The 26,430-nt window shown below is 33.6% G+C and carries 30 protein-coding genes; 16 read left to right on the top strand and 14 right to left on the bottom strand.

The window, feature by feature from the left end; translation table 11 throughout:
• The first annotated feature begins 58 nt into the window (after positions 1 to 58).
• A complete protein-coding gene (locus tag AC1QSP_RS05355) occupies positions 59 to 337 on the top strand; it encodes a DUF1294 domain-containing protein (RefSeq protein WP_322969352.1) in 279 nt (92 codons plus the stop codon).
• 47 nt (positions 338 to 384) lie between these two features.
• Here AC1QSP_RS05355 and AC1QSP_RS05350 read toward each other — a convergent pair whose 3' ends face one another.
• A complete protein-coding gene (locus AC1QSP_RS05350) occupies positions 385 to 1,956 on the bottom strand; it encodes a M20/M25/M40 family metallo-hydrolase (protein WP_484080121.1) in 1,572 nt (523 codons plus the stop codon).
• A 262-nt stretch (positions 1,957 to 2,218) separates the two neighbouring features.
• On the opposite strand from AC1QSP_RS05350, the gene AC1QSP_RS05345 reads away from it, so the two are divergent.
• Positions 2,219 to 2,716: a hypothetical protein gene (locus AC1QSP_RS05345; protein ID WP_484080120.1), complete on the top strand. Its 498-nt coding sequence runs from the start codon at positions 2,219 to 2,221 to the stop codon at positions 2,714 to 2,716.
• 63 nt (positions 2,717 to 2,779) lie between these two features.
• Here AC1QSP_RS05345 and AC1QSP_RS05340 read toward each other — a convergent pair whose 3' ends face one another.
• Positions 2,780 to 3,208: an Hsp20/alpha crystallin family protein gene (locus tag AC1QSP_RS05340; RefSeq protein ID WP_484080119.1), complete on the bottom strand. Its 429-nt coding sequence runs from the start codon at positions 3,206 to 3,208 to the stop codon at positions 2,780 to 2,782.
• Positions 3,209 to 3,382: 174 nt separating this feature from the next.
• Positions 3,383 to 4,174, bottom strand: coding sequence for a S1/P1 nuclease (locus AC1QSP_RS05335; RefSeq protein ID WP_484080118.1), 792 nt, complete (start codon positions 4,172 to 4,174; stop codon positions 3,383 to 3,385).
• A gap of 249 nt (positions 4,175 to 4,423) precedes the next feature.
• On the opposite strand from AC1QSP_RS05335, the gene AC1QSP_RS05330 reads away from it, so the two are divergent.
• The 5 genes from AC1QSP_RS05330 (at position 4,424) to AC1QSP_RS05310 (ending at position 8,618) form a co-directional block, all read left to right on the top strand.
• On the top strand, positions 4,424 to 4,765 hold the full coding sequence (locus AC1QSP_RS05330) for a PadR family transcriptional regulator (protein WP_322969357.1): 342 nt from the start codon (positions 4,424 to 4,426) through the stop codon (positions 4,763 to 4,765).
• Positions 4,758 to 6,518: a PspC domain-containing protein gene (locus AC1QSP_RS05325; protein ID WP_484080117.1), complete on the top strand. Its 1,761-nt coding sequence runs from the start codon at positions 4,758 to 4,760 to the stop codon at positions 6,516 to 6,518. Before AC1QSP_RS05330 ends, AC1QSP_RS05325 begins: the two co-directional genes overlap by 8 nt.
• Positions 6,519 to 6,635: 117 nt before the next feature.
• On the top strand, positions 6,636 to 7,196 hold the full coding sequence (locus tag AC1QSP_RS05320) for a 1-acyl-sn-glycerol-3-phosphate acyltransferase (RefSeq protein WP_484080116.1): 561 nt from the start codon (positions 6,636 to 6,638) through the stop codon (positions 7,194 to 7,196).
• A 2-nt stretch (positions 7,197 to 7,198) separates the two neighbouring features.
• Complete coding sequence (locus AC1QSP_RS05315) at positions 7,199 to 7,621, top strand: PaaI family thioesterase (RefSeq protein WP_484080115.1); 423 nt, start codon at positions 7,199 to 7,201, stop codon at positions 7,619 to 7,621.
• Positions 7,611 to 8,618, top strand: a complete 1,008-nt coding sequence (locus tag AC1QSP_RS05310; RefSeq protein ID WP_484080114.1) for an isochorismate synthase — start codon at positions 7,611 to 7,613, stop codon at positions 8,616 to 8,618. Before AC1QSP_RS05315 ends, AC1QSP_RS05310 begins: the two co-directional genes overlap by 11 nt.
• A 6-nt stretch (positions 8,619 to 8,624) precedes the next feature.
• Here AC1QSP_RS05310 and AC1QSP_RS05305 read toward each other — a convergent pair whose 3' ends face one another.
• From AC1QSP_RS05305 to AC1QSP_RS05285, 5 genes are read right to left on the bottom strand one after another with little or no spacing between them, the layout of a single operon-like run.
• Positions 8,625 to 9,512: a Ppx/GppA phosphatase family protein gene (locus AC1QSP_RS05305; RefSeq protein WP_484080113.1), complete on the bottom strand. Its 888-nt coding sequence runs from the start codon at positions 9,510 to 9,512 to the stop codon at positions 8,625 to 8,627.
• Positions 9,502 to 11,568, bottom strand: a complete 2,067-nt coding sequence (gene ppk1 / locus AC1QSP_RS05300) for a polyphosphate kinase 1 (protein ID WP_484080112.1) — start codon at positions 11,566 to 11,568, stop codon at positions 9,502 to 9,504. Before ppk1 ends, AC1QSP_RS05305 begins: the two co-directional genes overlap by 11 nt.
• On the bottom strand, positions 11,565 to 12,050 hold the full coding sequence (locus AC1QSP_RS05295; RefSeq protein WP_484080111.1) for a SixA phosphatase family protein: 486 nt from the start codon (positions 12,048 to 12,050) through the stop codon (positions 11,565 to 11,567). Before AC1QSP_RS05295 ends, ppk1 begins: the two co-directional genes overlap by 4 nt.
• Positions 12,051 to 12,100: 50 nt before the next feature.
• Entirely contained in the window at positions 12,101 to 12,538 is a 438-nt protein-coding gene (locus AC1QSP_RS05290; RefSeq protein ID WP_484080110.1) for an acyl-CoA thioesterase, read from the bottom strand.
• Between the two features lie 20 nt (positions 12,539 to 12,558).
• Complete coding sequence (locus AC1QSP_RS05285; protein ID WP_484080109.1) at positions 12,559 to 13,593, bottom strand: AI-2E family transporter; 1,035 nt, start codon at positions 13,591 to 13,593, stop codon at positions 12,559 to 12,561.
• Between the two features lie 213 nt (positions 13,594 to 13,806).
• On the opposite strand from AC1QSP_RS05285, the gene AC1QSP_RS05280 reads away from it, so the two are divergent.
• Both AC1QSP_RS05280 and AC1QSP_RS05275 read left to right on the top strand, forming a co-directional pair.
• Positions 13,807 to 14,583 (top strand): hypothetical protein, encoded by a 777-nt coding sequence (locus AC1QSP_RS05280; RefSeq protein WP_484080108.1) that lies wholly within the window; start codon positions 13,807 to 13,809, stop codon positions 14,581 to 14,583.
• A gap of 4 nt (positions 14,584 to 14,587) precedes the next feature.
• Positions 14,588 to 15,166 carry a hypothetical protein gene (locus AC1QSP_RS05275; RefSeq protein ID WP_484080107.1) on the top strand — a complete coding sequence of 193 codons (579 nt, stop codon included), beginning with the start codon at positions 14,588 to 14,590 and terminating at the stop codon, positions 15,164 to 15,166.
• 49 nt (positions 15,167 to 15,215) lie between these two features.
• Here AC1QSP_RS05275 and AC1QSP_RS05270 read toward each other — a convergent pair whose 3' ends face one another.
• Positions 15,216 to 16,100: a NifU family protein gene (locus tag AC1QSP_RS05270; protein WP_416233880.1), complete on the bottom strand. Its 885-nt coding sequence runs from the start codon at positions 16,098 to 16,100 to the stop codon at positions 15,216 to 15,218.
• A gap of 58 nt (positions 16,101 to 16,158) precedes the next feature.
• Between AC1QSP_RS05270 and AC1QSP_RS05265 the strand changes: the two genes are divergently transcribed.
• Both AC1QSP_RS05265 and AC1QSP_RS05260 read left to right on the top strand, forming a co-directional pair.
• Positions 16,159 to 16,671, top strand: coding sequence for a gamma carbonic anhydrase family protein (locus AC1QSP_RS05265; protein WP_484080106.1), 513 nt, complete (start codon positions 16,159 to 16,161; stop codon positions 16,669 to 16,671).
• Positions 16,671 to 16,997 (top strand): hypothetical protein, encoded by a 327-nt coding sequence (locus AC1QSP_RS05260; protein WP_484080105.1) that lies wholly within the window; start codon positions 16,671 to 16,673, stop codon positions 16,995 to 16,997. Before AC1QSP_RS05265 ends, AC1QSP_RS05260 begins: the two co-directional genes overlap by 1 nt.
• Positions 16,998 to 17,035: 38 nt before the next feature.
• Here AC1QSP_RS05260 and AC1QSP_RS05255 read toward each other — a convergent pair whose 3' ends face one another.
• The 4 genes from AC1QSP_RS05255 to AC1QSP_RS05240 all read right to left on the bottom strand — a co-directional run bounded on the left by AC1QSP_RS05255 (position 17,036) and on the right by AC1QSP_RS05240 (position 21,722).
• Positions 17,036 to 17,377: an MmcQ/YjbR family DNA-binding protein gene (locus tag AC1QSP_RS05255; protein WP_484080104.1), complete on the bottom strand. Its 342-nt coding sequence runs from the start codon at positions 17,375 to 17,377 to the stop codon at positions 17,036 to 17,038.
• 12 nt (positions 17,378 to 17,389) lie between these two features.
• Positions 17,390 to 17,974 carry a DUF5715 family protein gene (locus AC1QSP_RS05250; RefSeq protein ID WP_484080103.1) on the bottom strand — a complete coding sequence of 195 codons (585 nt, stop codon included), beginning with the start codon at positions 17,972 to 17,974 and terminating at the stop codon, positions 17,390 to 17,392.
• 109 nt (positions 17,975 to 18,083) lie between these two features.
• Positions 18,084 to 18,746 (bottom strand): DUF5715 family protein, encoded by a 663-nt coding sequence (locus AC1QSP_RS05245; RefSeq protein WP_484080102.1) that lies wholly within the window; start codon positions 18,744 to 18,746, stop codon positions 18,084 to 18,086.
• A gap of 261 nt (positions 18,747 to 19,007) precedes the next feature.
• Positions 19,008 to 21,722 carry a T9SS type B sorting domain-containing protein gene (locus AC1QSP_RS05240; protein ID WP_484080101.1) on the bottom strand — a complete coding sequence of 905 codons (2,715 nt, stop codon included), beginning with the start codon at positions 21,720 to 21,722 and terminating at the stop codon, positions 19,008 to 19,010.
• Positions 21,723 to 21,867: 145 nt separating this feature from the next.
• Here AC1QSP_RS05240 and AC1QSP_RS05235 point away from each other — a divergent pair, with 145 nt between their 5' ends.
• The 5 genes from AC1QSP_RS05235 to AC1QSP_RS05215 all read left to right on the top strand — a co-directional run bounded on the left by AC1QSP_RS05235 (position 21,868) and on the right by AC1QSP_RS05215 (position 25,450).
• Positions 21,868 to 22,743 (top strand): carbon-nitrogen hydrolase, encoded by an 876-nt coding sequence (locus tag AC1QSP_RS05235; protein ID WP_322969377.1) that lies wholly within the window; start codon positions 21,868 to 21,870, stop codon positions 22,741 to 22,743.
• Between the two features lie 22 nt (positions 22,744 to 22,765).
• Positions 22,766 to 23,470 carry a BlaB/IND/MUS family subclass B1 metallo-beta-lactamase gene (gene bla, locus AC1QSP_RS05230; protein ID WP_484080100.1) on the top strand — a complete coding sequence of 235 codons (705 nt, stop codon included), beginning with the start codon at positions 22,766 to 22,768 and terminating at the stop codon, positions 23,468 to 23,470.
• Between the two features lies 1 nt (position 23,471).
• The gene (locus AC1QSP_RS05225; RefSeq protein ID WP_484080099.1) at positions 23,472 to 24,533 is read left to right on the top strand and encodes an agmatine deiminase family protein; all 1,062 of its coding nucleotides are present in this window, start codon (positions 23,472 to 23,474) and stop codon (positions 24,531 to 24,533) included.
• A gap of 66 nt (positions 24,534 to 24,599) precedes the next feature.
• Complete coding sequence (locus tag AC1QSP_RS05220; protein ID WP_484080098.1) at positions 24,600 to 24,866, top strand: hypothetical protein; 267 nt, start codon at positions 24,600 to 24,602, stop codon at positions 24,864 to 24,866.
• Positions 24,863 to 25,450 carry a hypothetical protein gene (locus tag AC1QSP_RS05215; protein ID WP_484080097.1) on the top strand — a complete coding sequence of 196 codons (588 nt, stop codon included), beginning with the start codon at positions 24,863 to 24,865 and terminating at the stop codon, positions 25,448 to 25,450. The genes AC1QSP_RS05220 and AC1QSP_RS05215 overlap by 4 nt, the downstream gene beginning before the upstream one ends.
• A 34-nt stretch (positions 25,451 to 25,484) precedes the next feature.
• Here AC1QSP_RS05215 and AC1QSP_RS05210 read toward each other — a convergent pair whose 3' ends face one another.
• Complete coding sequence (locus AC1QSP_RS05210; protein WP_484080096.1) at positions 25,485 to 26,387, bottom strand: T9SS type A sorting domain-containing protein; 903 nt, start codon at positions 26,385 to 26,387, stop codon at positions 25,485 to 25,487.
• Positions 26,388 to 26,430: the final 43 nt, after the last annotated feature.

The following is a 26,430-nucleotide window of genomic DNA, read 5'->3' as shown; positions in this document are numbered from 1 at the left end:
ATGTAAATCCTAATTTCTTTATTGATTTAGGATTTTTTTATTCATCAAACGTTATAGCATGGAATATGTACTGTATTATGGACTGGGAATTAATCTTTTCACCTATGTGTTGTTTGGATTGGATAAAGTGAAGGCACGCAATAAAAAATGGCGAATTCCTGAAAATACATTATTCTTTTTATCATTTATAGGTGGAAGTATTGGGGCTCTTTTGGCGATGAAGAAATTCAGACATAAAACCCAAAAATCAGAGTTTAAAAATGTCATCTATTTAATCCTTACAATACAATTGGCATTACTTATTTTTATCCTTTGGCAATTGTATATTAAAACATAAAAAAACCACTTCATAAGAAGTGGTTTTTTACGTTATAGAAATTTATTTTATTTAAAGTACGCATCAGAAGTACGTGCTGGACCTTTAACCGCTGGCCATTCCATTGGTTTTCCATCTCTACCCATCGGTAAAACACGCTTGTCACGGTTGACTAATGTTTCTTCTTGGTCAGCCATATACGTTAAAGTAGCTGCTAAAATAGCATTACTCTGAATTTCATCAAAAACAATTTTATCGTAGGTATCTTTATTCGTATGCCAAGTATACGTACCGTAACCCCAGTTTAACGAACTTAACATAAATCCTGGTACACCTGCTGCAACAAAAGAAGCGTGATCAGATCCACCTCCACCAGGAGTTCCTGGGAATTCCGTTTTAATGTGTTTTGTGATGTCGTTTGGAACTGCAGATAACCAACGGGTCATGTATTCGTATGATTTTTCGAAACCAGATCCGTTGATGTTTACGACACGTCCCGTTCCATTATCTAAATTGAAAACAGCTTGTGTATTTTTAACGATTTCTGGATGATCTTCAACAAAGGCACGAGAACCGTTTAATCCTTGTTCTTCACTTCCCCATAAACAGATTAAGATTGTTCGTTTGTTGTTTGGGTATAATTTTTTGATGGTACGGATCGTTTCCATCATCGCAATTGTTCCTGTACCATTATCAGTTGCTCCTTGTGCACCATCCCATGAATCAAAGTGAGCCGATAAAATGATGTATTCATTTGGTTTCTCTTTCCCTTTGATTTCACCAATAATGTTGAAGGTTTTAGCAACACCTGTATGCTTTGATTGTGCGTTTAATGATAATTTAGGAGCCGTTCCATTTTCTGCTAAACGGTATAACATTCCATAATCCTCATTCGAAATATCGATCATAGGAATTTTTGTTGTTTTAGCTCCGAAAATGCGGTTTGCTCCCATAATTCCTGTCCAATACGAAATCGCTACTGCTGCTGCACCATTTTCTTCTAAAACAGCTGGTAATGTATTGTTATTGTATCCTGTTACTTTGATAGAGTTAGCCCATGCTTCGTTCGCCTTCTTTTTTTCTGCAGAAATCTTGTCGTATAATTCTTCAGTTCCATACTCTTTGTATTGATAATCTGAACGACCGTGTTTCTGATTCTGAGACATTAAAACAATTTTCCCTTTTACTTTTGGTAACCATGCTTTAAATTCCGCTTCTGAAGAGAAAACTGGCATCGCAATAACTTCGGCATGAATAGCTTTTTTAGTTGCTGGTGACCATGCCAATTGTGTTGCTTCAATGTTTTTTGCACGAGGATAAGTCATATCCACGTGTGTTAATCCTCTTTCCCATGCTTTCCATGTTCCATAGTCTTCACGACGCGCATCAATTCCCCATGCTTTTAATGTTTTTAAAGCCCAATCTCCGGCTTGATCCATTTGAGGAGAACCCACTAAACGTGGTCCAATCCCATCTAATAATTCATGCGCAATTTTTTCCAATTGCGAGTTGTTTTTCACTTCATTTACAAAGCTCTCAACCGTTGGATTTAGCTTTTGTTGAGCAGGCGCCATTTGTGCCTGTACAGTGATTGCAGTACCAAAAATGGCTGCATAAGTCAATGTATTAATCAGTTTCATGTGTTGTTATTTTTAGCTAAAATAAAGGATTAATTCTCGGAATAAAAAGAATTTTTATAAAAATCAATCCTTCTGAAACTCTATTGGTTTAAAGGTATTTAATGTATAAATATTGAATAAGTATTGATTTTAAGAGGTTTAAACTAAATTTTATACAGTTCTCAACTTAGACTAATCCTAAATGTAAACTTTAACGTTGTTTGAACGAGTAATGTGAATATTTGGCAAAAACTTTGTTTATGGTGTACTTCAAAATTGAATCATGAAATTTTTATATATTTTACTCCTTCCCTTGCTTATTTTTTCGTGTTCACGTAAAAATTCATTGGATCATTCCCCAGAAGATAAAATCGAACGAACTGCTATAAAAGTACCTTATGAATTGGGATCGAATTATTTTGTGAAAAATAATGTGGATTTATCGAACTTAAATAAATCATATTTGGATTCAAAAATCATTTTTGATTCTATTTTTGGCATTGCTCGAACAATGAGTAAAGAAAGTGATCCTACACCGATTGATTTTACCCAACAAATCGTTATTCCTATTATTTTAGAAGAAACGAATATAGGTTCAACCATTACGGTGGATTCTGTGAATAAAATTGGAAATCATTTAAAAATTCGATACACTGTAACAGAAGTTCAACCCATTTCGTATATCGTGCAACCATGTGAACTGATAATTATTAATCGAAAAGAAATTTCGGATTTAAATGAACTAGAATTATCATTTGAAAAGACAACAAAAGTGCTATAATAAAAAAATCCAGTCAATAATTTGACTGGATTTTGATAAACAACTAATATGAAAAATAATTTATTAAGCAATGCTTAAACTTCTTTTCTCTTTTTGAGGCTCTTCTATTCTTTTAGGCAATTCGAATTTTAAAATGCCATCGACATAAGCCACTTTAATCTCATCTTGATTTACAATTTCAGGTAAAGCAAATGTTCTTCGGAATGAGGCATAATTAAATTCTTTACGAATATATTTTCCTTGCTCGTTTTCTGAATTTTGTGCACTTTCACTGAAATTGACAATCAATACATCTTCTTCAATCTCTAATTTGAAATCTTCTTTCTTTTTCCCTGGGATAGCTAATTCAATTTCAAATCGATTATCAAATTCTAATATATTTACTGCAGGCATATTTAATGAACTTGCAGGAACTACATTTTGATTAAATACTTCATTTAAAAGGTTAGGTAACCAAATGTTTTTATTTTTTTGTTGATATGATTGTACCATTTTAATATTGTTTTTTGTTTGTACAGCATAATACAAATACAATGCAAATGAAAAATACAAGACAAAATGACTTAATTTTATTATTAAAATCAGACAAAAAGACAGTTTTTATGTTTTTAGAATAAAAAAAACCGACTCTTTTACAGAATCGGTTGATTATGGAATTCGGAAATTTTATCCGAAGATATCGTTTAATACTTTTGATAAGCGCAATCCTCCTTTTAATAATTGACTTTCTACAGTATATTTATTTTCGAAGTGGTAACGGTAACCTAATTTATCATCCATTTTAACATCACCATAAATGACGTTCGCTGCTTGGTATGATTCATAAATCCAATCTAAAAAAGTTCCCTTTTTTAATTCTTCATTTTGTTTTTTGTTAAAAATGTCCAATACATTCGAATATTCTGTATACGAATATCCTTCATAATCAACTAATTTAGAATCCCATACCGCATGAATATTAGTATTGTCTCTAAACCATTGAACTTTAATTTTATTTCCACCTAAATCTTCTAAACGACCTACATGTAGAGGTTGATGAGCATCGCCCATGATGTGGATCAAGAAATATAAGTATTCTCTTTTTGTCTCAATAGAAAGGTTTTTATTTTCTTTCAATTCTTTCATAAAGAAAAGTCCTTTCTTATACATATTCACATCCGAAGAATTTTCTAATGCAACATTATATTCTTCACGGTTCATTCCTGATGGAATATTAACATAGTGATAAGAATCAGCGTGATCCCAGTGGTTATCTGATTTGATAAAATCAGGCCAGTTTGCCCAATATGCCAATTGTTGGTTCCCAATGACTTTCGTAATTTCTTTACGTGCTTTCTTAGAAATGTTTTGTTCAGCGATTTGTGCTACCACTCGGTGTCCTGTTAATCCCCATGCAGAAGCTTTTGATGCCATTAATAAACATGTTAAAGCAAATGCACCCGTAACTAATTTTTTCATGTATTGTATTCTAATTTGATGCAAATGTAAGGTTTATAATCCCTTTGATGGAATGATTTTTCAACATCCCCAAACATAAATATGTTTTTTTTGAAATTTTAACATTTCTCTCCAACCTTTATAAATACTACTTTGCAAGGAAATGAAGACTGAGATTTTAATATAGAACTAAATTTATTTAGGTACTTTGTTTTGCATAATACTATATTTTTTATATATATTTGTATAACAAAATAAAACAACAGAATAATGAATATCGAGAAAACAAAAATTCAGATGCGTAAAGGTGTACTGGAATATTGTATTCTTAGCATTATTAAAAAAGGAGATGCCTATGCATCAGATATCATTGATGAGTTGAAAAAAGCAGAAATGATTGTTGTTGAAGGAACATTATATCCTTTATTAACACGCCTAAAAAACGATAACCTTTTACAATACCGCTGGGAAGAATCAACTGCAGGGCCACCTCGAAAATATTATGCTTTAACAGATGAGGGAGAATTATTCCTTCAAGAATTAGCAGAAACATGGAATCAACTGATTGAAGCTGTAGATAAAGTAACTAAAGAAACACTAAAAAATGGATAAAACAATATCAATAAGTCTTGGAGGATTTTCATTTATCATTGATGAAAATGCTTACGCGAAATTAAAAACATATTTACAAGATGTTCGCAATTCATTACGTGGAACGGAAGGAGTAGAGGATATTATTGAAGATGTCGAAATCCGTATTTCTGAGTTATTTCGTGATCGAATCAAATTTAGAGAAGTGGTAAACGATGATGATGTTAATTTCGTGATTGCGACAATGGGACATCCTAATCAATACAAAGTAGAAGAGGATGAAAATGAGTCAATTTCCAACCCATCATCTTATTCACAGCCGTCATTTGAAACGAAAAACAACAAACGATTATTCCGCGATCCAGATGATAAAGTAATGACCGGTTTATCTGCTGGTTTAGCACACTACTTAGGGTTAGATCCATGGGCTGTTCGTGCGACGTGGTTAGTTCTTGGAATCTTAGGATTATTTACAGGATTTTCATTTTTACTAGTGGTCGTATGTTATTTCATCCTGTTGATTTTCGTCCCAAAAGCGAAGACAACTTCAGAAAAACTACAGATGTATGGGAAACCTGCCAATATCGAAACATTAAAAAAAAACGCCGAACAGGCAAGTGAGGTAGTTATCTCAGGAGGTCGTGAACTAAGCAATAAATTAGGTGGTGCATTCGGTGTATTAGGGAAATTCATCCTTTGGTTTATCGGATTTATTATCTTGATGATTGGTATCGGTTTAATCATTGGGGGCTGTGCTATTGCATTCACAACTTGGATGGATGTACCAACTGAACTATTTGGTTATCTGATTGAGGAGCAATGGATGAGTATTGCGACAAAAATTTTAGGTGGCGTATTAATGATTATTCCTGGAATTCTACTGACGATTCTTGGTCTAAGATGCTTTACAAGAATTAAAACCAGTAAAGCCTTAATCATTGGTTCGATTGTCGCTTGGTTTATCGCTTTGATTACCATCATTGGATTTACGGCGAGTACAGCTGCTAAATTCAAGAATGAAGTAGAATTAAATAAGAATTCAGTTTTAACGATTCCATCGGATACTTTAGTGGTCAATTTTAGAGAAGAAAATTCAGGAGATTATATCTTTAAATCGTTTGATGATTTTGATCAATTGATTGATGAAAATGGAAACCTTGTCATCAAGTTGAGTGATAAAATTACATTGAAATCTAGTGACGATGCCAATTATCGATTAGAGGTCAAATATTCATCTCGTGGAGGAAATTCAAATGAATCAAAGCGAAATTTAGAAGCAATGGTGTATGATTTTAATGTTTCAGGGAATCAATTAACATTAGATGAATTCTTTAAGATTAAACCCGAAGGTAAATTCAGAAAGCAAGACATTAAAATTACATTATATGTTCCTCAAGGCAAATATGTTCAAATGCGATCTGTAGATACAGTAATTTTAACAGATGCGGACGGAGATAAAGATTACTATTATGAAAATAATAATAAGATCTTTAAGAATTTAGGCCAAAAATTCGTATGTTTGAACTGTGAAACAAACGATCATTTTGACGAAGAAAATGACGTAATGTATGATGCGGATGGCATAGAAATACGTTCGAATAATGGAACGAAAAATGCTAAGGTTAGTATTGATCAAAATGGGATTCAAATTCAAACCAACGAAGGAAATGTAGGTATTTCTACTCCATCAAAAAATAAAAACAACCCTATAAACTATAAAGATGATACAGATTCTATTCACATTAACTACGGAGATCATCAAAACAATCGTTAATTTTTTCATCTAACATTGTACGATATAAGACAAAGGATAACCCACAAGGTTATCCTTTTTTTTATTATTTGTTGGAAAGATAATTTGGTTAAATTTACATTCACACAAACAAAAAAAATGAAGAAAACGATTGGTAAACTCATGCTGGATATAGTCGGCTGGAAATTAGACAATCATCTGGATTTATCTGCTATTGATAAATGTGTTTTGGTCTGTGCACCCCATACTTCCAATTGGGATTTTTATTTTACCATTGCTGCTTTTTGGCAAATGGGTATCCCGATGAAGATGTTTATTAAAGATGCTTGGACAAAACCATGGTATGGATACTTTATCAAACAATTGGGAGGAATAGGTATTGATCGTACACAAAATAAAAATATGGTAGAATTTGCTTCTCAACTTTTAAAAAGTTCAGCGCATTTGTACTTAATCAATACACCCGAAGGTACGCGCTCCTATTCGCCAAAATGGAAAACAGGGTTTTATTATATAGCCCAAGAAGCACAAGTCCCAATAGTTTTAGGATATTGTGATTATAAAGAGAAACGAGCAGGATTATCCAAAATTGTCCCAGTAGAAAATCGAACATTGGAAGAAATATTAGCAGAAATAGAAGCTTTCTATCAAAATGTTACCGCTAAATATCCCGAAAAATTTAACAAAAAAATCTATTAACCATGTCAAAAGAAGTCGTTGCACAATTAAATAAAATGTCAGAGAATACTTTAATTTCTCATCTAAACATAGAATTTACGGAAGCAGGAGAAGATTATTTAAAAGCTTCCATGCCCGTTTCATCCATCGTCCATCAACCCTTTGGAATGCTTCATGGTGGTGCAAGTGTGGTCTTAGCAGAATCATTAGGAAGTAGTCTGTCGAATTATATTTTGAATGATCCTCGATATGTTGCCGTTGGTCAACAAATTGATGCCAATCATTTGCGTTCCAAAACCAGTGGTACCGTTTATGGACATGCGACCGTTGTCAAAAAAGGAAGAACGTCCCATTTAATAAAAATTGAAATCACAGATGAACACGGAAAATTAATCTGTTATAGTCATTTAACTAATGCCATCATTCCAAATCCTCATGCAAAATAATTTTCAAGAGCAGTTAAATCAATTGATTGCAAAAGAAACTTCGTTTTTACTCTTCAGAAAACCAAATACCGAAAGGGTAGAGTTGTGGTTTGATGAACAAAAGGGTGAAAATCAATTTGTATTCCATCCTTTTAATCAACAAGAGCCTATCGTCTTTCATATGAATGAAATTATGCATATGCCCATTGCTGATTTGAAGTTGAACATAACGTTGCCATATGCAACACATGATGAAAGTATTACATATGAACAATACCTTCAATTAATAGAAGATACAGTTCATGAATTGAATCATTCGTCTACTCAAAAAATTGTCATTTCGAGAATTAAAGAAATTCCTAATAGGGGTGTGCGATTGGATGAATCTTTAAAACATATTCATCAAACCTATCCTCAAGCCTTTGTGTACTTATGGTATAGCAAAGAAAATGGAGTATGGATTGGTGCTTCGCCCGAATTGTTATTGGAAGAAGAAAATTTAACGATTCAGACCGTATCATTAGCTGGAACTTTACCCAAAGAAGAAGAATGGACTGCTAAAGAAATTCACGAACAACAAGTTGTAACTGATTATATCGTCTCGAAATTACAAGGGTTTAAACACATTCAAGTGGATGGACCACATACTGTAGATGCAGGATTTTTTAATCATTTGAAATCATTTATTTCAGCTGAAGTTCCCCATTACCAAGCGGTAGAAGAAACCTTGCGTCAATTGCATCCCACTCCTGCGGTTTGTGGAATGCCAAAAGAGCAAGCGAAAGCATTTATTTTAGCTCATGAAGGCTATGATCGTAAATATTATGCAGGCTATTTTGGATTCAAAACACCGACAAAATCTCAATATTTTGTGAATTTACGTTGTGCGCAAATTTTTTCAAACACTGTCAAATTATATGTTGGAGGAGGTATTATGCCCGATAGTGATCCAGAAAAAGAGTGGAAGGAAACGGAATTGAAATCAAAAACAATCGGCAACCTATTGGTTACCGATTAAGTGATATTATTTTGAAAGATCACGGTACAAAGCACGAATAATTCCGTCCGAAAGTCCAATTTTCGGAACGTGGATTTTCGTTGCTTTCGACCATTTTAGAACATTCGAATAGATCTCTAAAGCATATACAACAACGTCTGCACGGTCGGGTTTCATATTGAAGTTTTGCATTCGTTCATCCGTTGTCATTGTTTGTAAAACACTGTAATGTTTTTTGACATAAGTTGCACCAAGTGGTGTTCCCAGTTTTACTCCCGAATATTTGTACACGTGGTTGATATTCCCTCCCGAACCAATTAATTCAATTTCTTCAGAGCCAATATTTTCTTTGATCCAAGCATGCATGGCTGGAAAAGTAGATGGATCCACCTGATTATCCAATAATCGTACGGTACCCACTTCAAATGACTTGGATGCAAAAATTTTATTGTCTTTTAATAAGGTTAATTCTGTACTACCACCACCGACGTCGACGTACAAATAGGTTTTATGATCTTTTACAAAAGAACTTAATTCAGTCGAAAATAAAAGTTCTGCTTCCGTTTTTCCATCAATAATTTGGATATCAATTCCGCAGTGTTTTTTTACTTTTTCAACAATTTTAGTTCCATTTTTCGCTTCACGCATAGCAGAAGTGGCAAAGGCACGATAGTGTTCTACGCCATAGACTTTCATCATTAATGCATAGGAATGCATGGCATCACAAATCCGCTCTTTATTGCTTTCTGATACTTTTCCATCGGTGAATACATCATGCCCCAGACGAATTGGCATTCGGACAATACTTGTTTTATTAAATACCGGAGTTTTGCCTTCTTCTTCGTACACAAAATTGATTAATAGTCGAACGGCATTCGATCCGATATCAATGGCTCCAAGTTTTCTAATCTTCATTTATTTCCTCATTTAGTTTTTGTAGATATTCATATGTTGAGAATTGCGAACGATTTGCTGCTTCCTCGTTGCTGCGGTACGTTAGCGATTCATTCTCATCAATTATTCGTGCTTTCACATTATCATGAAAACTCAAGTTAAAAGTATCAATAATTATTTTTTTAATGTTTTGATCATAGATGGGGCAAGCCACTTCGACACGATAATCCAAGTTTCGGGTCATCATATCAGCAGACGAAATGTATACTTTGTCTTCTCCAGCATTTTTGAACCAATAAATTCTTGGATGCTCTAAAAATTTGTCGATAACACTTACACATTCTATGTTTTCAGACAGTCCTTTTTTACCAGGGATTAAACAATTAACTCCACGCACCACCAATCGTATTTTAACTCCTTTTTGAGAAGCTTTATACAGTAAATCAATAATTTCTTTATCTGCTAAACTGTTCAGCTTCATGTTGATTTCAGCTTCTAAACCACTTTTTTGATTTTTGATTTCACGTTTAATGGCTTTAATAATTTTATTTCGAGTTCCATGGGGTGACACCATTAAATGGTGGTAGGTTTGTATCAAATAGTTTTTGTCAAAAAATTTGAAGACTTGGTCGATTTCTTTTGTAATCCCAGGATTCGATGTGATGTAGGTATAATCGGTATAGATTTTAGCCGTTTTGGCATGGAAATTTCCAGTACTAATAATCGCAAAGCGTTCAGCAATGCCTTCTTCTGGAAGACGTTCAATATAACCTATTTTCGAATGCACTTTAAGTCCAGGAACACCAAAAATCACGTTGACACCAGCTTCTTGTAATTTTTTCGACCACATGGCATTGTTAGATTCATCAAAACGTGCGCGCAATTCGAGAATCGCAGTCACTTCTTTCCTATTCATCGCTGCATTGATGAGTGAATGCATGATTTGCGAATCTTTAGCGACACGATAAACCGTTAATTTGATTTTTTTGACTTTTGGATCAATCGCTGCTTCGCGAAGAAATTTTAAAAGCAAAGAGTAATCTTGATAAGGAGCAAAAATCATTTCATCATGTTCCGTAAAGGCCTTAAAATAACTTTTGTATTGCGTTGGACGTTTCTGAACAATTGGTTTAATTTTATCGTAAGTCAATCCTTCGATTCCAAACGATGGAAAACCAATTAAATCGCGTTTATTATGGTATTTACCACCTGGAATAATACTATCGTAATCATCTAAATTTAATTTCTCCAGAAAGAAATTTAAGGTATCTGGTGCTATTGTACGGTCATACACCAAACGCACAGGCTCACCCGTTTTACGTTCTTCTAAAGAATGAATCACTTTTTCATATAAACTGTGCTCTAAATCATTATCAAAGTTCAATTCACTATCCCTTGAAATTTTAATGGAATGTGCTTCGATGGTTTCATATTCAAATGTTCTGAAAATTTCATTCAAGTGATAACGAATGATATCTTCCAAATACATGACATAATATTTTTGTCCCCATTTAGGCAACAAAATAAAACGATCAAATAAATGAGTTGGAACGATGATTAAGGCGTATTCAGGCCCTTCTGAAGTGGTCATTTTTACGGCTAAATAAAAAGATCCATCACGTAAAGGAGGAACTTTAATTTTATCGTTTAAAACAAAAACACCGACATTGTGTATTACTTCATCATTGAAATATTCGGTAATATATTCTTTGTATTTGATGGGTAAGGTTGTATCATCAATTACGAAAATATTATGTTCTTCTAATTGTTTGAACAATTCTTCATACAATTGATCATACTTTTCCCTTTGTTTGGTTACAATGCTGTTGATTTCTTCAATTAATTCTTCATCCGATTGTCCAGGGACAATATTCGAATACACTTTATCGACATCTTTTAACTGTATAGATCGAATAATAGCCGAATAACGCACCGAGTAAAATTCATCTAAATTATTGGAATAAATCCCTAAAAATCGTATTCGTTCAAGCAATGGTACATTTTCATCTGCCGCCTCTTGTAAAACACGGGCATTGAATTTTAACCAGCTTATCTCTCTATTTATGTATCTCTTCATTCTAATTCTTTCGGGAATATTATATGTTGGGTTGTTCCTTTCGTTAAATTGGACCAATTGGCTTCATCAAAGGTAATCCACACCACACCTGATGTGGGGATATTCATAATAAATTCTGATCCTAATTCATATGCAATATCAGTAAATGCTGGATTATGTCCAAATATGATGAGATGATCCATCCTATCATCTTGTGACTTAATCCACTGCAGTAATGCCATATGAGAAAAAGTGTATAAGGCTTTATCGTATTGGATTTCGACCTTAGGAAATGCAATTTTTTGAGCAATTTGTGCCGTTTGTTTGGCCCGATTAGCAATGCTCGAAAAAACATACTGAGGTTCAAAATCCAAAATTAATTTTAATTTTTCGGCAGATAGTGGTGTTCGATGTATGCCCTTTTCATTTAAGGTACGAAACTGGTCGGTTACATTTTCATCCCATCTGCTTTTGCCATGTCGAAATAAAATCAGGTTTTTCATAGGATTGGTTTATAAAAAAAGTCATCAGCAAAACTGATGACTAAATATACTTAATTTTCTAAAGATGGCTCATACGTGATGAAATCATTCTTTAACCAATCGGGTATGGCAATACTTTTTCCGATGGATAAATCAATTAATACCTGTGTACTTAATCCTTTAGCATGTAAAATCGGTTGACCATTCGCATCATCAGATAAAATAATGTATTCAAAATCAAATGATTTGGATCCAACTTTTGAAACGCGCATTCCTACACGTGGATTTTTAGCATCAATTTTTAATTCTTTAGCATAATCACATTCGATGTGCGCAATGACAAACATATTTTTATGCCAATCCCAATTTTTAGATGCCGTTAGCATATAATAACTTCTACCGGTTTGGAAATAATCAAAATAATAGACATTATTGACATGTCCAATGGGATCTAAATCATTCCAACGAATTTCAAGGGGTCTAAAAAAGATAAAATCTTCAATACTCATTTTTTGTTTTTTTGTGGTTATTACTCTTCAGGGTTTGGATCAACAAACTCTGATTTGTATAATTTAATCAACCATAAAAATACAGAAAAAAGGATAGGACCGAAAATAATTCCAATAAATCCAAAGAGATTAATTCCAATAATCACCCCAAATATGGTAACCAATGGATGAACATCCGCCATTTTCTTTTGGAGCATAAATCGAATGAGATTATCCGACAATCCCACTACCACAAAACTATAAATTAATAAACCAATGGCGTTACCGTTATCCCCTTGTACAAATAATACTACGGCTAATGGTATATAAATTAAAGCAGCGCCTACGACAGGAAGCATGGCTGCAAATATGGTTAGGATAAACCATGTAAAGGCACCTTCTACTCCAAAAATGAGATATCCAATGTATGCTATGATAGCTTGTATCAATGCTGTTAAAGGAACACCAACAGCATTGGAAATGACCAATTGACGTAAATCGGAATTCATGTTTTTCAGGTTTCGAATTTTTAAAGGGATGTACTGATAAAATCCTTGTTCTAATTTTTTATGCTTCATCAACATAAAATAAGACAATAAAAAGGCGACTCCTAATTGGACAAACATATCCAAAGAGGCATTCAACAAAGTTTGAAGGATGCTCGTCCCAGCCTGAGTAAGCTTAGAAATATTGTTTTCGCTGAAAATATCAATATTGAATTGTTGATTCAATAAATCAATGAATTTTTTGATTTGAGCCTCGATTTTATCCGTATCATTCAACATGATCATGACCTTATTCGTAAGGGTATGTATTAAAATGTATAAAGGCAAAATGATACAAATAGCACTTGCAAGGATCAGAAGGACCACACTTAAAGTTTTGTTCATTTTTTTGGTTTGGGTCATCCAATTTAAAGGATTAAAAAGGAGAACATAAATACAAATGGCACCTAAGATTCCGGGAAGGAAAGCGAACACATTTTTTAAGATTAAACCAAAAACGATCAGAATCAAAATTAAAAATCCAAGTTGGAGTAAGACGTTATTGGATACGTACTGTTTGTTGTTATTCATAAATGGTTGTTGTAATTAAGGTTACTTTCTCTCAATCAAAATCAATGCAAAAAATGCTGGGTGAAAACAATAAATAAAAATCGATCATTGATTTTTTTAAAAAATGAGATAAAAATGCGGGGAAAATTGGAAATCGGGACAGGTTCAAGCGAAATAGAATTCGATATTTCAATAAAACTTTTATTTTAGCACTCGATTTATAAACATAAAACCATGATCAGAAAAATTTTATTCACTGCTGCTTGCATAGCATCGACTTTTGTAAGTGCTCAACAAACAATTATTGATAACATCAATTTTGATGAAAAAACCCTATTAGTTGGTATGGCGAGTGAATACAATACCGATTCGACTTACCATAAATACAATTTCTATATTGACAATCCAACCAAACTAAACAATGTCAAATTGAATTTAGAATATGGTTATGAAATGCAGAATAAAGTAACCGATCAGAATCATTTTATGATTTATGCGATTAAAGATCGTAAAATTATTGATCAGTGGTTGGTCAATCCTCGTTTGTATAATATTTTTCACAATGGTGTAGCTTATTCTTTTGATGCGGATAAATTAGAAAATGTAGCCAAAGGAAATCCATTGCGTTACCAAGTAGAAACGTTAACGTTTAAAAATCAAAAAGAATACGTAAAGGCGAAAAAAGAATTGGATCGAAATCAAGCCATTTTTTTAATGTATGAGCCTAATTTTACTTATGAAGGTGGTTTTGAAGTGTCGATCAAAAAAACGGATGCCATTGCAACTTCTGAACAAGCGGAACAATTGGTTCGTGATTTGATAAAAACCTATTATAAAAAAGAGGTTTCTGTGCAATATGCGCTAAATGAACGAAACTTAATGGATCGTTCTCAATTTACATTAAGTATTGCTGGTCCAAAAACAGTTTTTGATAAATTTAAAATGGAAAACGCTGAGATAGGAGCGTGGATTCCTGAAATTTATGAAGCTGTCATTGTCAAGAAAAAATAACGTTATGCAATCACAATTTGAAAAGATATTAGAACATTCAAAAAATACTCAATCCATTATAGCCATTTTCCAAGATGCGTCCAATACCGATTTTTGGGCAGGTTATATTGTGGATTATAATGAAGAGTTTTTTATCCTGCAACACATTACCAAATATGGTAAAAAAGATGGTTTAATCATTGAACCTTTTTATAAAATTCGACGCATTGATAAAGATGAATACTGTAAGTGCTTGCAATATGTCTTTAAAAATCATCAGGAATTGGATAAAGAAGAGGCTTTAAATTTAAGCATTGCTAAAGATGATAACTGGGTGTATAATGCATTACAACAAATCAATGGTGAAACAGATTATATTGTTCGAATTTCTGTAGGCAATGATTCTCGATTTGCAGGATTTGTGACAGATGTCACTGAAATTGATTTCAAGCTAAAATGCATTGGTCATGATGGGCAAGATGAAGGAAATTTATATTTCCTTACCGAAGATGTCAATTCGTTTCGCATTAATGATTTAGAAGCAAGAAGACGATTGATGCTTTATAATTTTAGACAATCGGTTGACTTTTATATTGAAGATTAAATAAAAAAACCTCATCCATCGATGAGGTTTTTTTTATCTTAAAAGTTAATTATCCATTAACGGCTTCCACATTGTTCACCACATCGGGTAACATTTGTTTCAATAACCCTTCAATTCCGTTTTTCAATGTTGCAGTTGAAGATGGACAACCCGAACATGCTCCTTGTAATAACATTTTAGCTGTACGAGTTTCTTCATCAAATTCAATTAATTCAATATTTCCACCATCGTTTTGAACCGCTGGCTGAACATATTCATCTAAAATGGCTTTAATTTGTTCTTCTACATCTGTAAATTCTTCACGAGGTTTTACGACAACTTCTTCTGGAGCTTCCGTTTTGAACTCATAGAATTCTTCGAAAACCATTCCACCCGCTTGTAAATAATTTAAGATAAACGAACGAACGTCCATTGTCCACAAATCCCAATCTTCTGAATCATCTTTTGTCAACGAAACATAGTTTTCAGTTAAGAAAATTTCTTTCACAAAAGGATATTCTTTGAAAATGGCAACAGCTAAAGGTACGCCTGCCGCTTTTTCGCGATCTTTAATTTCAATGATTTCAGGTACTAAAGGGGCATTGGCCACAAACTTCATAACCGCTGGGTTAGGCGTCATTTCAGCATATACGGTGTAAGGCTGTTTCTTTTGTTGGTAAAGGATGATTCCTTCCTCTAAATGCTCATTCACGATTTCTAATAAATCATCTTTTACATCATCCCAAGACACACCGTCAATTTTTTCAATTGCAACAAAATTAGCTGTGATAAAAACTTGTTGAATGAATGGTATAGTAAGTAAAACTTGTGCAAGGGGAGATTCAGTAGCCGAAGAATCTTTCGTAAATTCAACGCCTCCTTGTGTTAACGTTTCGTCACAAACGAACTTTAACACATTTTCATTAGGTGTATTTTCTGTATATACTCTCATAATAAATACAAATTTAATGGATTTAGTTGTATATTTTTGTTGATGTATAATAATTTTTTAAATGGCGATTATAAAAGAATTAAATGGGAAACATCCCCAAATGGGAGTGAATTGTTTTGTTGCAGATAATGCAGTAATTGTAGGTGATGTACAAATGGGAGATGATTGTTCCATTTGGTTTTCAGCAGTAATTCGTGGCGATGTTCATTTCATTCAAATGGGGAATAAAGTGAACATTCAAGATAATGCTACAATTCATGCCACCTATCAAAAATCACCAACTATAATTGGAAACAATGTATCGATTGGTCACAATGCCATTGTGCATGGTTGCACGATACGTGATAATGTGTTAATCGGTATGGGAGCAATTGTCATGGATGATTGTGTGGTGGAGTCTAATTCTTTAATTGCTGCTGGAGCTGTTTTAACCAAAGGAACACATGTAAAAGAAGGAGAATTATGGGCAGGTGTGCCTGCAAAGAAAGTAAAAGATGTACCTCAACATTTGAAAGAAGGAGAAATTGAACGTATTGCAAATAATTATTTAATGTACAGCAGTTGGTATAAATAATGGATTTTTCGTTTCAATTACTACATCCTGTTTACGATATTTTAAATGATGAAGTAGATGTCATCGTAAAATTTCATTCAAGTCAAGAAGAATATCACGTTACATTTATGACTTATCAAAGAGCTCAAGAAATTTTTAAAGCGCAACCTTTTTCGATTTTTTCAACCACTGTATTTGTGCAACAACTTACTGAACAGGAAATGGAAAATGCTTTGCAACAGGTGATGAACACTCAGGGAGCTTCTTTCATTTTTTATCCGTTGAATGAGCCATCACGAATAGCATTATTTAGAAAACTTGAACGAGAGAATTCAGGTCATCAATGAAAAAAGCGGAATTTATAATTCTGCTTTTTTATATCATTTTATACAGGTCTTTTGGATTTGGGAAGATTTAGTATCACCAATTCATATGAATCTTTGATCCATTGTTTAATCAGTTTATCTTTTACATCTTCATTTACCCGTATGGTATTCCAATGCTTTTTATTCATATGATATCCTGGTGTTACAGCTTGGTAACGTTCCCGTAATTCAATTGCGAGGTCTGGATCACATTTAACATTTAGTGCTTGAAAGGGATTGATATTGGCTAAGCAAAATAGTTTACCTGCAATTGAAAACACTAATGTGTCATCTCCAAAAGGAAATTTTTCTTCCACGTGTGGAAACGATAAACAATAGGTTCTTAATTCTTCAATATGCATTTATAATACTGTTTATCGAACAACGATATGATAACAACGACTCAAGCGTTCTTTCACAAAATAAATTCGTCCTTGTTTTTGGAATGAGGTTAGAATACGATTTAATGCTTGATCCAAAGTTTGATTGGTAGCTAAATGATGATTAAATCGGACATAAGAAATATCAAATGATGAACCGTAGCTGTGGGCACTATCATTCGACGAGGCATTAGAATTGACACCTCGTAAACGATCTTGATCTTTTAGCGTTCGTGTTAAAGATGTAACCACAAAGAAATTTTGTCCCGTTTCGCGCACAAATTCTCGAGCAATATCGCGCAATGTTTGATTGGCTTTAGGAATCAAGTAGGGATGACTATGAGTTAAATCGGCTGTACGAAATCCATATCCTCTTTGTTTGACTTTGACCAACTTACCTTGGCTAATGTATTTGTCCAAATGTTTTTTATCCTTAATTAATTCTGTGCGATGGGATTTGGCAGCATTCAGATGCTTTTTGTACTCCTCCGTTGGGGGAATGATCACACGTTTTTGAGCCAAAACAATGCAAGTTTGTAACAGGATAAATCCAATAATAAATAATGATTTTCTAGACATAGCGCAAAAATAAGTGGTTGAATACTTATATGGAATAAATCGAAGGTTTAAAATTAATCAAATCGATATAAAAATAAAAAAAATCTCACTTTTCAGTGAGATTTATGAATTATACTGCTGTATTTCTTATGGTCACGTGGAAACAAGGTTGCCTTCTTTCTTTGATGTAATAAATTTTACCCTCTGCTTCCAGCTGTTGTAAAATGTTTTCTACGACACGTTCCAAAGCACTATTTCGGCCCACTTTATCGCCATATTTGGAATAAGAGATATCAAATGAAGCACCATAACTGTGGGCACTATGGCCTTTGGCAGCATTACTGTTTACCCGTCTTAAACGATTTTGACTTTCAATGGTACGAGTTAAAGAGGAAATACTTAATTCTTGATTGGTTTCTTTGTAAAAGAGTGAGGAGATTTCTTTTAAAATCAAATAAGATGTTTGATTTAGAAATGGTCTACTGTGCGTCAACTTTTGTACTTTATAACCTTCACCTTCTTCAGCAACCGGAATCAATTTGTTGGCTAAAATTAAAGAATCCATGTGTTCATTATTCATAATTAAAGGAATATTGAACGATTCAGCCGCATGTAAATGATCCTGATACGTGATTTTTTTTACTTCGTTTGCTTCTGTTTTTACCTCTTCCGAAGAACTAATAACAGAACCACCGAAACTTGAAAATGATGCGTTAGAAACAAAAGAAGCTTCGTTTTGTGCAAATAAGAACGAGGTTCCCAGCAGTGAAAACGTTAGCAATAAATTTTTCATTTAATCTTTTTTATTTTTCAAACTGCTTGCTAAATTATTCATTTATAATTGAAACATTCAGAATTTAATTTTAAACTTTCTTAAATTATTCTTAATAAATGACCAATTTGAATAATAACTATCTTAATTTAAATGGAAAATATTGCTAAAAAATAATTTCGAACCGAGAGTATTTTCTTAAAGATTTGAAGCCACCATTAGATTTGAAAGCCTTATTTTTTGACAAACGTTTGTTTTTGGGGTTTATATTTTATAAAAAAATTAATTCTGATTATTTATCACAACATACCCTTCAAAAATGGTGTGTGTAGAAGTCGTTAAAGTATACCAATACGATCCGGATGGTAAAGGTTTTCCATGGACTCTACCATCCCATAAAATATTCGAATGGTTCACACGGTTTTCGAACAATTGGCGTCCTTGTCGGTTGTAAATTAAAACATCAATCCATTCATATTTTTCAAATCCTTTAATTTGCCAAACGTCATTTATTCCGTCTCCATTCGGACTAATGAAATTGGTGATTTTATTACTGATGATTTTTTCCGTATAAACAATACATCCTGCATCTCCTTTTTGTCTTATCCAAAGCAAATATTCGCCAAGAGGTAAATGAATAGTTGTCCCATTGTTCCAAGTGGTTCCTTCATCGATGCTGAATTCAAAATCATTTGGCATCTGATTACCATAATCGATAATCAGATTCGAATTTTGATCCACTATCGTTCTTACTTGTATGGGAGAAGAGCTTGTGACTTCAAAAGTTGAAGTAAATTGACATCCAGATTCATTGGTTACCGTTACCGAATAATTTCCTGCTTTTGTGATTCGTATGCTTCGTCCGTTGATGTTTTGATTGAGATCTTCCCCTTGTAAATTATTCCATTGTATGTGTTCCGATGGGATGTTATCAGGGAGTGTATAAATGGTTTCACCTTCAAAAGGACAAATTTCTCGCGAATCAAGAGAAAAAAGAGTTGGATAGTTAATATTTAATTGAAGCGCGATGATTTCATCACAGCCTTCAAAGTTTTGTTGACGAACAAATAAAGTGAGTGTTGTTTGATCAGAAGTCAGGCTGATATTATCGGTGATATGATTCTGAAAATTTTCAGCCTCTTGATGCGTCTCAAAAATATAAACGGATTGATGGTACAAAGATTGGATATCTGAAGGTCGAATAAAAAAGACAATATCAAACGAAGCACATAAACGGCTTGTTTGGTCAATAATGGTACCTTCATTAAGTTTAAAGCGAATCTCTGTAATAGAAATACATCCTCCTTTATTAATTATACGTGCCCATATGGAAGGTGTTTCTGTATTCCCTTGAATCATTAAATTTTCTAAAGCGTCACGATTATTCTGTGCATCCGCTTGAGTCGAGTGATAAGACACATGAGCCGCTTGTTCCCCTAAAAAAGTCGTGAAATTTTCAAGATGATATCCTGCTATGCCATCACCATTGGTATCGCATTCAACCATTTCATACACCGGAAGATCAATGGTGTCATATATTTGGATGGTTTTCTTGTAAATTTGCCCATTTATGGTAACCGTAATAGTATAGATGCCTGGATTGGTATATATGTGTTCAGGGACATGCTCTTCGGATGTATTTCCATCACCAAAATCCCAAAAAATAGATAAAATTTCTTGATTATTGTTCACCCAAAATTTCAAAGGAGTATGGATACAAGCATTATCTCCATCAAAAGTGTTGTATATTTTTAGTTCTTCTTTTAAAAAATTTGAAATAAAATTGGGAAGACCATTTTGATTTAATGCTTGCTCATTGATGTTAAAACTTCGATATAAGAATTGAGCCTCATTTAAATCTTTTTCAGGATAGTTAATGACGCTTAATAATTTTGTCCGACGGTCGGTATAATAAATCTTACCATTTACCGCTAATTGCATATCGCCAATCATATTTCTTGGCGAATCCCCATAAAAATACAATTCATGTTTATACAAATTTTCGGTATTGAATTGGAAAATGATATTGACGAGATTATTGGCTCCTTGATAATATAAATATTTGCCTGAAGGGGAAAATTCAATCCCATTATAAACGAAGATATTTCGTTTTTCAACTAAATATTCTTCGGATACTTGACCTGTTATGGGATCAAATTCATATAAAAATAAACGACCAGGATGATTTGAACTTTCATTGGTCGCTTCTAAAAATAATGGAGCAGTGTCTAAAACATCCTCACTTACACTTTCTACAATTACATTATTTTGATGAGCCACAGCTAACTTTTTTCCATTGGTCGAAAATTTCATTTGTCCTTTTGCATTCCCATAATAACCATCAAATTTACTCCAGTAAGGTGTAGTTGAAACAATCGGCATGTGAATACCTTCGGACGTAATTAAATAACTGTAAAAACGATTCTCAAAATGGGTAAGTACCCAAATATCTTTTTGATTGTGATGGTAAGTGGCCGCTAATTTTTGAGAGGAACGATTAAGAAGTATATTATTATCAGGTTTAATAATTGAGCGATTATTATGACTAAGGTCAATGATATAATAATTTAAGCCGAGATTAATCGATTCATCTATAATGTTTAATGGAGCGTAAATTTCTAATGAGCGAATCACGAAAAGATAATATTTATCCCGATGATTAGGTATAGGGACAATTATACTAGATTGTGTACTTTCATGATTTCCTAAAATTTCAAATCCACGAGGAATGATTTCTTGATGCAAATGATCAAAAACTTTTTGACCGTTGGTATAGACAATTAAATTACCATTTATATCCGAATAACTACTCGATCCATGTTGACTAAGCATCCGAGAATTATTTTGTGAAATATTGGGAATTGCATTTCCAAAAGGAAATATGATTTCGCCTTTATTTCCAAAAAACCAATGGGCAGCTTGCATTTGTGCAGAGACCTCTGCAGAAAAGAAAAAAGGAGATAAGAGGATCAATAGAATGTAGAAAAACTTTGACATAGCAGGAGGGTTATTGTTGTAAAAATAATCATTTTAATCCAGTTCTTTGTTAAATCATTGATTTGTGCTTTCGTTGAACGATAAAGTAAAAGAATATCATTATTTTTGTCTTTCATATTAATTTTACGATTTATCAATTTTCGAAATGGCAAAAGTTAAAGTTGGAATGGTACAAATGACTTGTACTAAAGACAAACAAGAAAATTTAAATAAAGCGATTGAGCAAATCAGAGTAGCAGCAGCGAAAGGGGCTCAAATCGTATGTTTACAAGAATTATTTACATCATTATATTTCTGCGATGTTGAAGATTATGATAACTTCGATTTAGCAGAAGCGATTCCTGGACCATCAACTGATGCATTATCTGTTGTAGCGAAAGAATTAGGTGTAGTCATTATCGCTTCATTATTTGAAAAACGTGCCCAAGGGTTATATCATAACACGACAGCAATCTTAGATGCAGATGGTGAATATTTAGGGAAATACCGCAAAATGCACATCCCAGATGATCCTGCATTCTACGAAAAATTCTACTTTACACCAGGTGACTTAGGATACAAAGTATTCAATACAAAGTTCGGTAAAGTTGGTGTTTTAATTTGTTGGGATCAATGGTATCCAGAAGCTTCTCGTATCACAGCATTAATGGGAGCGGACATTTTATTCTACCCAACAGCAATTGGATGGGCTACAGATCAAGACGAAGAAACAAACCAAGATCAATACAACGCTTGGCAAACAATTCAACGTTCGCACGCAGTTGCCAATGGTGTTCCTGTCATTTCAGTGAATCGTGTTGGATTCGAACAAGATGGTGCCATGAAATTCTGGGGAGGTTCTTTCGCAGCAAATGCGCAAGGGAAATTATTATACTTAGCTTCTCACGATAATGAAGAAACGGAAGTGGTCGAATTGGATTTAAATGAATCGGATTATTTCCGTAAACACTGGCCATTCTTAAGAGATCGTCGCATCGAAACTTACGCTCCAATTACGAAGCGTTTCTTGGATGAAGATTAAGATCAATATACAATATTTCAAAATGTATTGGATAGGAATTCTATTGCTATTCAGTACATTTTTATATGCCCAAAATGCACCTTTGATCATCGAACAAATCCATCCCAAAGTATTTGTTCATACCACGTTTAATACATTTAATGGGAAGCAATATGCCGCCAATGGAATGTATTTGGTCACCAAAAAAGGAATTGTTTTATTTGATACACCTTGGGATGAAACCCAATATCAACCGATTTTGGATTCGATTCAAGCAAAACATCATTTGCCTGTAATCGCTGTGTTTGCCTCACATTCACACGAAGATCGTGCAGGTGGATTTGATTATTATAATACCATTGGAATTCCGACTTATGCAACAAAAGAAACCAATGCGATTTTAAAAGCAAATGATAAATCAATTGCAACAAATGAAATTGAATTAGGAAAAACCTATAAAATTGGTGGAGAACGTTTCATAATTGAATATTTTGGAAAAGGGCATACAACAGATAATACGATCGTTTGGTTACCGAAATATCACATCTTAAATGGTGGTTGCTTAGTAAAAAGTACAGAGGCTACCGATTTAGGTAATATTGCTGAAGCGGATGTAAAAGCTTGGCCAACGACGATTCAAAAAATCATGCATCACCATCCAAACATTAAATTGGTAATTGCTGGACATGACGATTGGAAAACCCAAGGGCATTTGGAACATACCTTACAACTTTTAAAACAGAATTAAATTGAACACAATAGATACATCAAAATTTCCTAAAGATTTAGGTTACCGTTTCCCTGCAGAATGGGAAGAGCACGAAGCGACGTGGTTATCGTGGCCACACAAAGAAGCCTCTTGGCCAGATCGTATTCACTTCATTTATCCAGCATATGCACAGTTTATTGCTGAATTATCAAAAGGTGAGAAAGTTCGCATCAATGTAAAAGATGAAGAAATGAAAGCGTTTGCTTTATCACACATCGAAAAAACGGATGCAGATTTATCGCAAGTTGAATTTTACTTTTTCGAAACGAACGATGCATGGTGTCGTGATCACGGACCAGCTTTCTTAGTGAATAAAGAAAATGTTGAAAATCCAAAAGTAATTGTCGATTGGGGATTCAATGCGTGGGGAGGAAAATATCCACCATTCGAAAACGACGATGTAATTCCAACTAAAATTGGAGAAGCATTTAATATCCCAGTTTTCTATCCAGGAATTATTATGGAAGGTGGTTCAGTCGAATTCAATGGAAAAAATACATTGATGACTTCTAAATCGTGTTTATTAAATGAAAATCGTAATCCAGAATATTCACAAGAGCAAATCGAAGAATTTTTAAGAAATTACTACGGTGTTTCTCAAATTCTTTGGGTGGAAGATGGAATTGTTGGTGACGATACCGATGGTCACATCGATGATACGATTCGTTTCGTGAATGAGGATACGGTTTTAACGGTTGTGGAAGAGGATGAAAACGACGACAACTACGAGTTATTACAAGTGAATCTTCGCCAATTACAAGAAATGAAATTGGAAGATGGTCGTCCATTAAACATTATCCAATTACCAATGCCGGATGGCGTTTATTGCGAAGGAGAGCGTTTACCTGCGTCTTATGCGAATTTCTATATTGCCAATAAATCGGTGATTGTTCCAACATATCGTTGTGCTAAAGATGAGGTGGCGTTAGAAATCATTCAAAAATGTTTCCCAGATCGTAAAGTCGTTGGAATTGATTCAACTGATATCATTTGGGGATTGGGATCTTTCCACTGTTTGAGTCAACAAGAACCAAAAATATAATTTGAAATCCGATTCGTTAGAGTCGGATTTTTTTATTCGACTATATTTGCGAAATAACACTATTGAATGATTAGACTATTCTCTTTAATTTTTATGACATTCTTCTTGTGGGGATGTAACAAAATCCCTTTCACCATGGATTGGGAAGGCAAATGGAACTTCAAATCCTATAAAGCCCATGATATTCAAGCGTTATATCAACATTTTAAGATCAGAAAAAGTGGTGAAATTGATGAATTTATGTTGCCTTTAGTAGGAGCTGATTATGTTTTTTTGAATGAAGGTAAAGCATATAGTTTATCCGGAATGCACTATCAGTCGGGGATTATGTGATTCAAGACGATTTTATATGGATCAATGGACAAAAGGCCTTTCAAATCATCGAAGGAAATCCCGATCGCATCATTTTAAAACCATTGGGATTCATTTTTAATCAAGATGATGCCACAGCTAACGATGTATTTTTAACGTACGAAAAAGATCATCAATACACGACTTTTGAATTGGATTATACAGCTCCCAAATACAATGCTTGGCGAAACCAATCCAAGGATAAAGAAAAGCGACAAGATATCATCAACCGTTTAAAACAACAAGTGGAATATTCGCGTATATATTTCGAAAAGGAATCCAAATTGCATCAGATGGTGAAAACCATTGGGGTCGAATTGCCATTTCTTTTTTATAACAATGGGGTAGTCGTAGAAAAATTTCATCCTGCACAGAAATGGTTGAAATATTATCAAAATTATGAAGATCAAACTTTCGCTTATAATATGCTTTTGCATGCGTTTAAACAATCCACGTATGAAATCATAGAAGCCGACGACATCTTAGCGTACAATTCCATTATTTTTAATCGAATGCAAGATTATTTGGAAACGCTTAACGTTTCGATTCCTTCTGAAGAAGAATAAAAAAGCCCAACATTAAGGGCTTTTTTTCGAAGAATTATTTTTTTATGAATTTCTTTGATGTTGTACTTTGATTTGTTTTAATTTTTAGAACATAAGCTCCTGATTGAAGGTTTTGTACCGGAATACTTGAAGCTGTTGTCGATTGAATCAGACGTCCAGTTAAGTCATAAATTTCAGCAGATTGTAGGGCTTCATTTGTTTTGATTTGGATGACATCAATCACAGGGTTAGGATAAATCGAAATCATGGATTTTTTTGTATCCACAGTTCCTAAATTTGCTAAAGGTTGAATTTGAATGTTGTCAACATTTAAACTTGTTCCCATATCAAACATATAAAAATCCAATGCGGCCAATTGCGTTCCCGTTTCAAATGCTTCTTCATAAATAAAGGTATCATTGAAGTATAAACGAAATACTTGTGCATCAAAATCAACATCATATCGAATGGTATACCAACGGTCATTTTCATAGGTTAAGCCTTCAATTTCACTCAACCATCCATTGGTTCCACCATAAATGGTATTGTCGAAGCCAAAATTAAATTGCGCCAAGGATACTAAATTTTCATCCACTAAATCCAATAAAATTTCAGATCCATTATCCAGTCCAGTAAATGTACTTTCAACATAGACATCCATGGAAATACTAAAGTTTTCTTGCACCGGTTGGGTAAAATAAAAACCACCGACATAATCTAGAATGTTTTGAGCTGTAATACGAAACGAACGGTTACCATGAGTTGCTCGTTGGTCAGAAACGATTACTTCAGGCGTATATGTTTCACCTTCGCTCGGATCGTACAATAACCATCCGTTCTGATTTTCTATCGAACCTAAGGTATATCCTTCCGATGCTTCAAATGAAATTGAATTTTGTGCCTGAGACCCATTCGATAGAAATAAAGCAGTGGATAAAAAGAGTAAAATTTTCTTCATGTATTTTTTTTATTAAAAGTACTATAATATTTAATAGAAAAAA

The organism is Faecalibacter sp. (genome assembly GCF_057177045.1).
The sequence above is the reverse complement of the archived record's forward strand: the minus strand, read 5'-3'. Positions and strand labels throughout refer to the sequence as shown.

Bases quoted from the DNA above. Each gene is read 5' to 3' on its own strand.
- AC1QSP_RS05355 (WP_322969352.1), top strand. From the start codon at position 59: ATGGAATATGTACTGTATTATGGACTGGGAATTAATCTTTTCACCTAT.
- AC1QSP_RS05350 (WP_484080121.1), bottom strand. From the start codon at position 1,956: ATGAAACTGATTAATACATTGACTTATGCAGCCATTTTTGGTACTGCA.
- AC1QSP_RS05345 (WP_484080120.1), top strand. From the start codon at position 2,219: ATGAAATTTTTATATATTTTACTCCTTCCCTTGCTTATTTTTTCGTGT.
- AC1QSP_RS05340 (WP_484080119.1), bottom strand. From the start codon at position 3,208: ATGGTACAATCATATCAACAAAAAAATAAAAACATTTGGTTACCTAAC.
- AC1QSP_RS05335 (WP_484080118.1), bottom strand. From the start codon at position 4,174: ATGAAAAAATTAGTTACGGGTGCATTTGCTTTAACATGTTTATTAATG.
- AC1QSP_RS05330 (WP_322969357.1), top strand. From the start codon at position 4,424: ATGAATATCGAGAAAACAAAAATTCAGATGCGTAAAGGTGTACTGGAA.
- AC1QSP_RS05325 (WP_484080117.1), top strand. From the start codon at position 4,758: ATGGATAAAACAATATCAATAAGTCTTGGAGGATTTTCATTTATCATT.
- AC1QSP_RS05320 (WP_484080116.1), top strand. From the start codon at position 6,636: ATGAAGAAAACGATTGGTAAACTCATGCTGGATATAGTCGGCTGGAAA.
- AC1QSP_RS05315 (WP_484080115.1), top strand. From the start codon at position 7,199: ATGTCAAAAGAAGTCGTTGCACAATTAAATAAAATGTCAGAGAATACT.
- AC1QSP_RS05310 (WP_484080114.1), top strand. From the start codon at position 7,611: ATGCAAAATAATTTTCAAGAGCAGTTAAATCAATTGATTGCAAAAGAA.
- AC1QSP_RS05305 (WP_484080113.1), bottom strand. From the start codon at position 9,512: ATGAAGATTAGAAAACTTGGAGCCATTGATATCGGATCGAATGCCGTT.
- ppk1 (WP_484080112.1), bottom strand. From the start codon at position 11,568: ATGAAGAGATACATAAATAGAGAGATAAGCTGGTTAAAATTCAATGCC.
- AC1QSP_RS05295 (WP_484080111.1), bottom strand. From the start codon at position 12,050: ATGAAAAACCTGATTTTATTTCGACATGGCAAAAGCAGATGGGATGAA.
- AC1QSP_RS05290 (WP_484080110.1), bottom strand. From the start codon at position 12,538: ATGAGTATTGAAGATTTTATCTTTTTTAGACCCCTTGAAATTCGTTGG.
- AC1QSP_RS05285 (WP_484080109.1), bottom strand. From the start codon at position 13,593: ATGAATAACAACAAACAGTACGTATCCAATAACGTCTTACTCCAACTT.
- AC1QSP_RS05280 (WP_484080108.1), top strand. From the start codon at position 13,807: ATGATCAGAAAAATTTTATTCACTGCTGCTTGCATAGCATCGACTTTT.
- AC1QSP_RS05275 (WP_484080107.1), top strand. From the start codon at position 14,588: ATGCAATCACAATTTGAAAAGATATTAGAACATTCAAAAAATACTCAA.
- AC1QSP_RS05265 (WP_484080106.1), top strand. From the start codon at position 16,159: ATGGCGATTATAAAAGAATTAAATGGGAAACATCCCCAAATGGGAGTG.
- AC1QSP_RS05260 (WP_484080105.1), top strand. From the start codon at position 16,671: ATGGATTTTTCGTTTCAATTACTACATCCTGTTTACGATATTTTAAAT.
- AC1QSP_RS05255 (WP_484080104.1), bottom strand. From the start codon at position 17,377: ATGCATATTGAAGAATTAAGAACCTATTGTTTATCGTTTCCACACGTG.
- AC1QSP_RS05250 (WP_484080103.1), bottom strand. From the start codon at position 17,974: ATGTCTAGAAAATCATTATTTATTATTGGATTTATCCTGTTACAAACT.
- AC1QSP_RS05245 (WP_484080102.1), bottom strand. From the start codon at position 18,746: ATGAAAAATTTATTGCTAACGTTTTCACTGCTGGGAACCTCGTTCTTA.
- AC1QSP_RS05240 (WP_484080101.1), bottom strand. From the start codon at position 21,722: ATGTCAAAGTTTTTCTACATTCTATTGATCCTCTTATCTCCTTTTTTC.
- AC1QSP_RS05235 (WP_322969377.1), top strand. From the start codon at position 21,868: ATGGCAAAAGTTAAAGTTGGAATGGTACAAATGACTTGTACTAAAGAC.
- bla (WP_484080100.1), top strand. From the start codon at position 22,766: ATGTATTGGATAGGAATTCTATTGCTATTCAGTACATTTTTATATGCC.
- AC1QSP_RS05220 (WP_484080098.1), top strand. From the start codon at position 24,600: ATGATTAGACTATTCTCTTTAATTTTTATGACATTCTTCTTGTGGGGA.
- AC1QSP_RS05210 (WP_484080096.1), bottom strand. From the start codon at position 26,387: ATGAAGAAAATTTTACTCTTTTTATCCACTGCTTTATTTCTATCGAAT.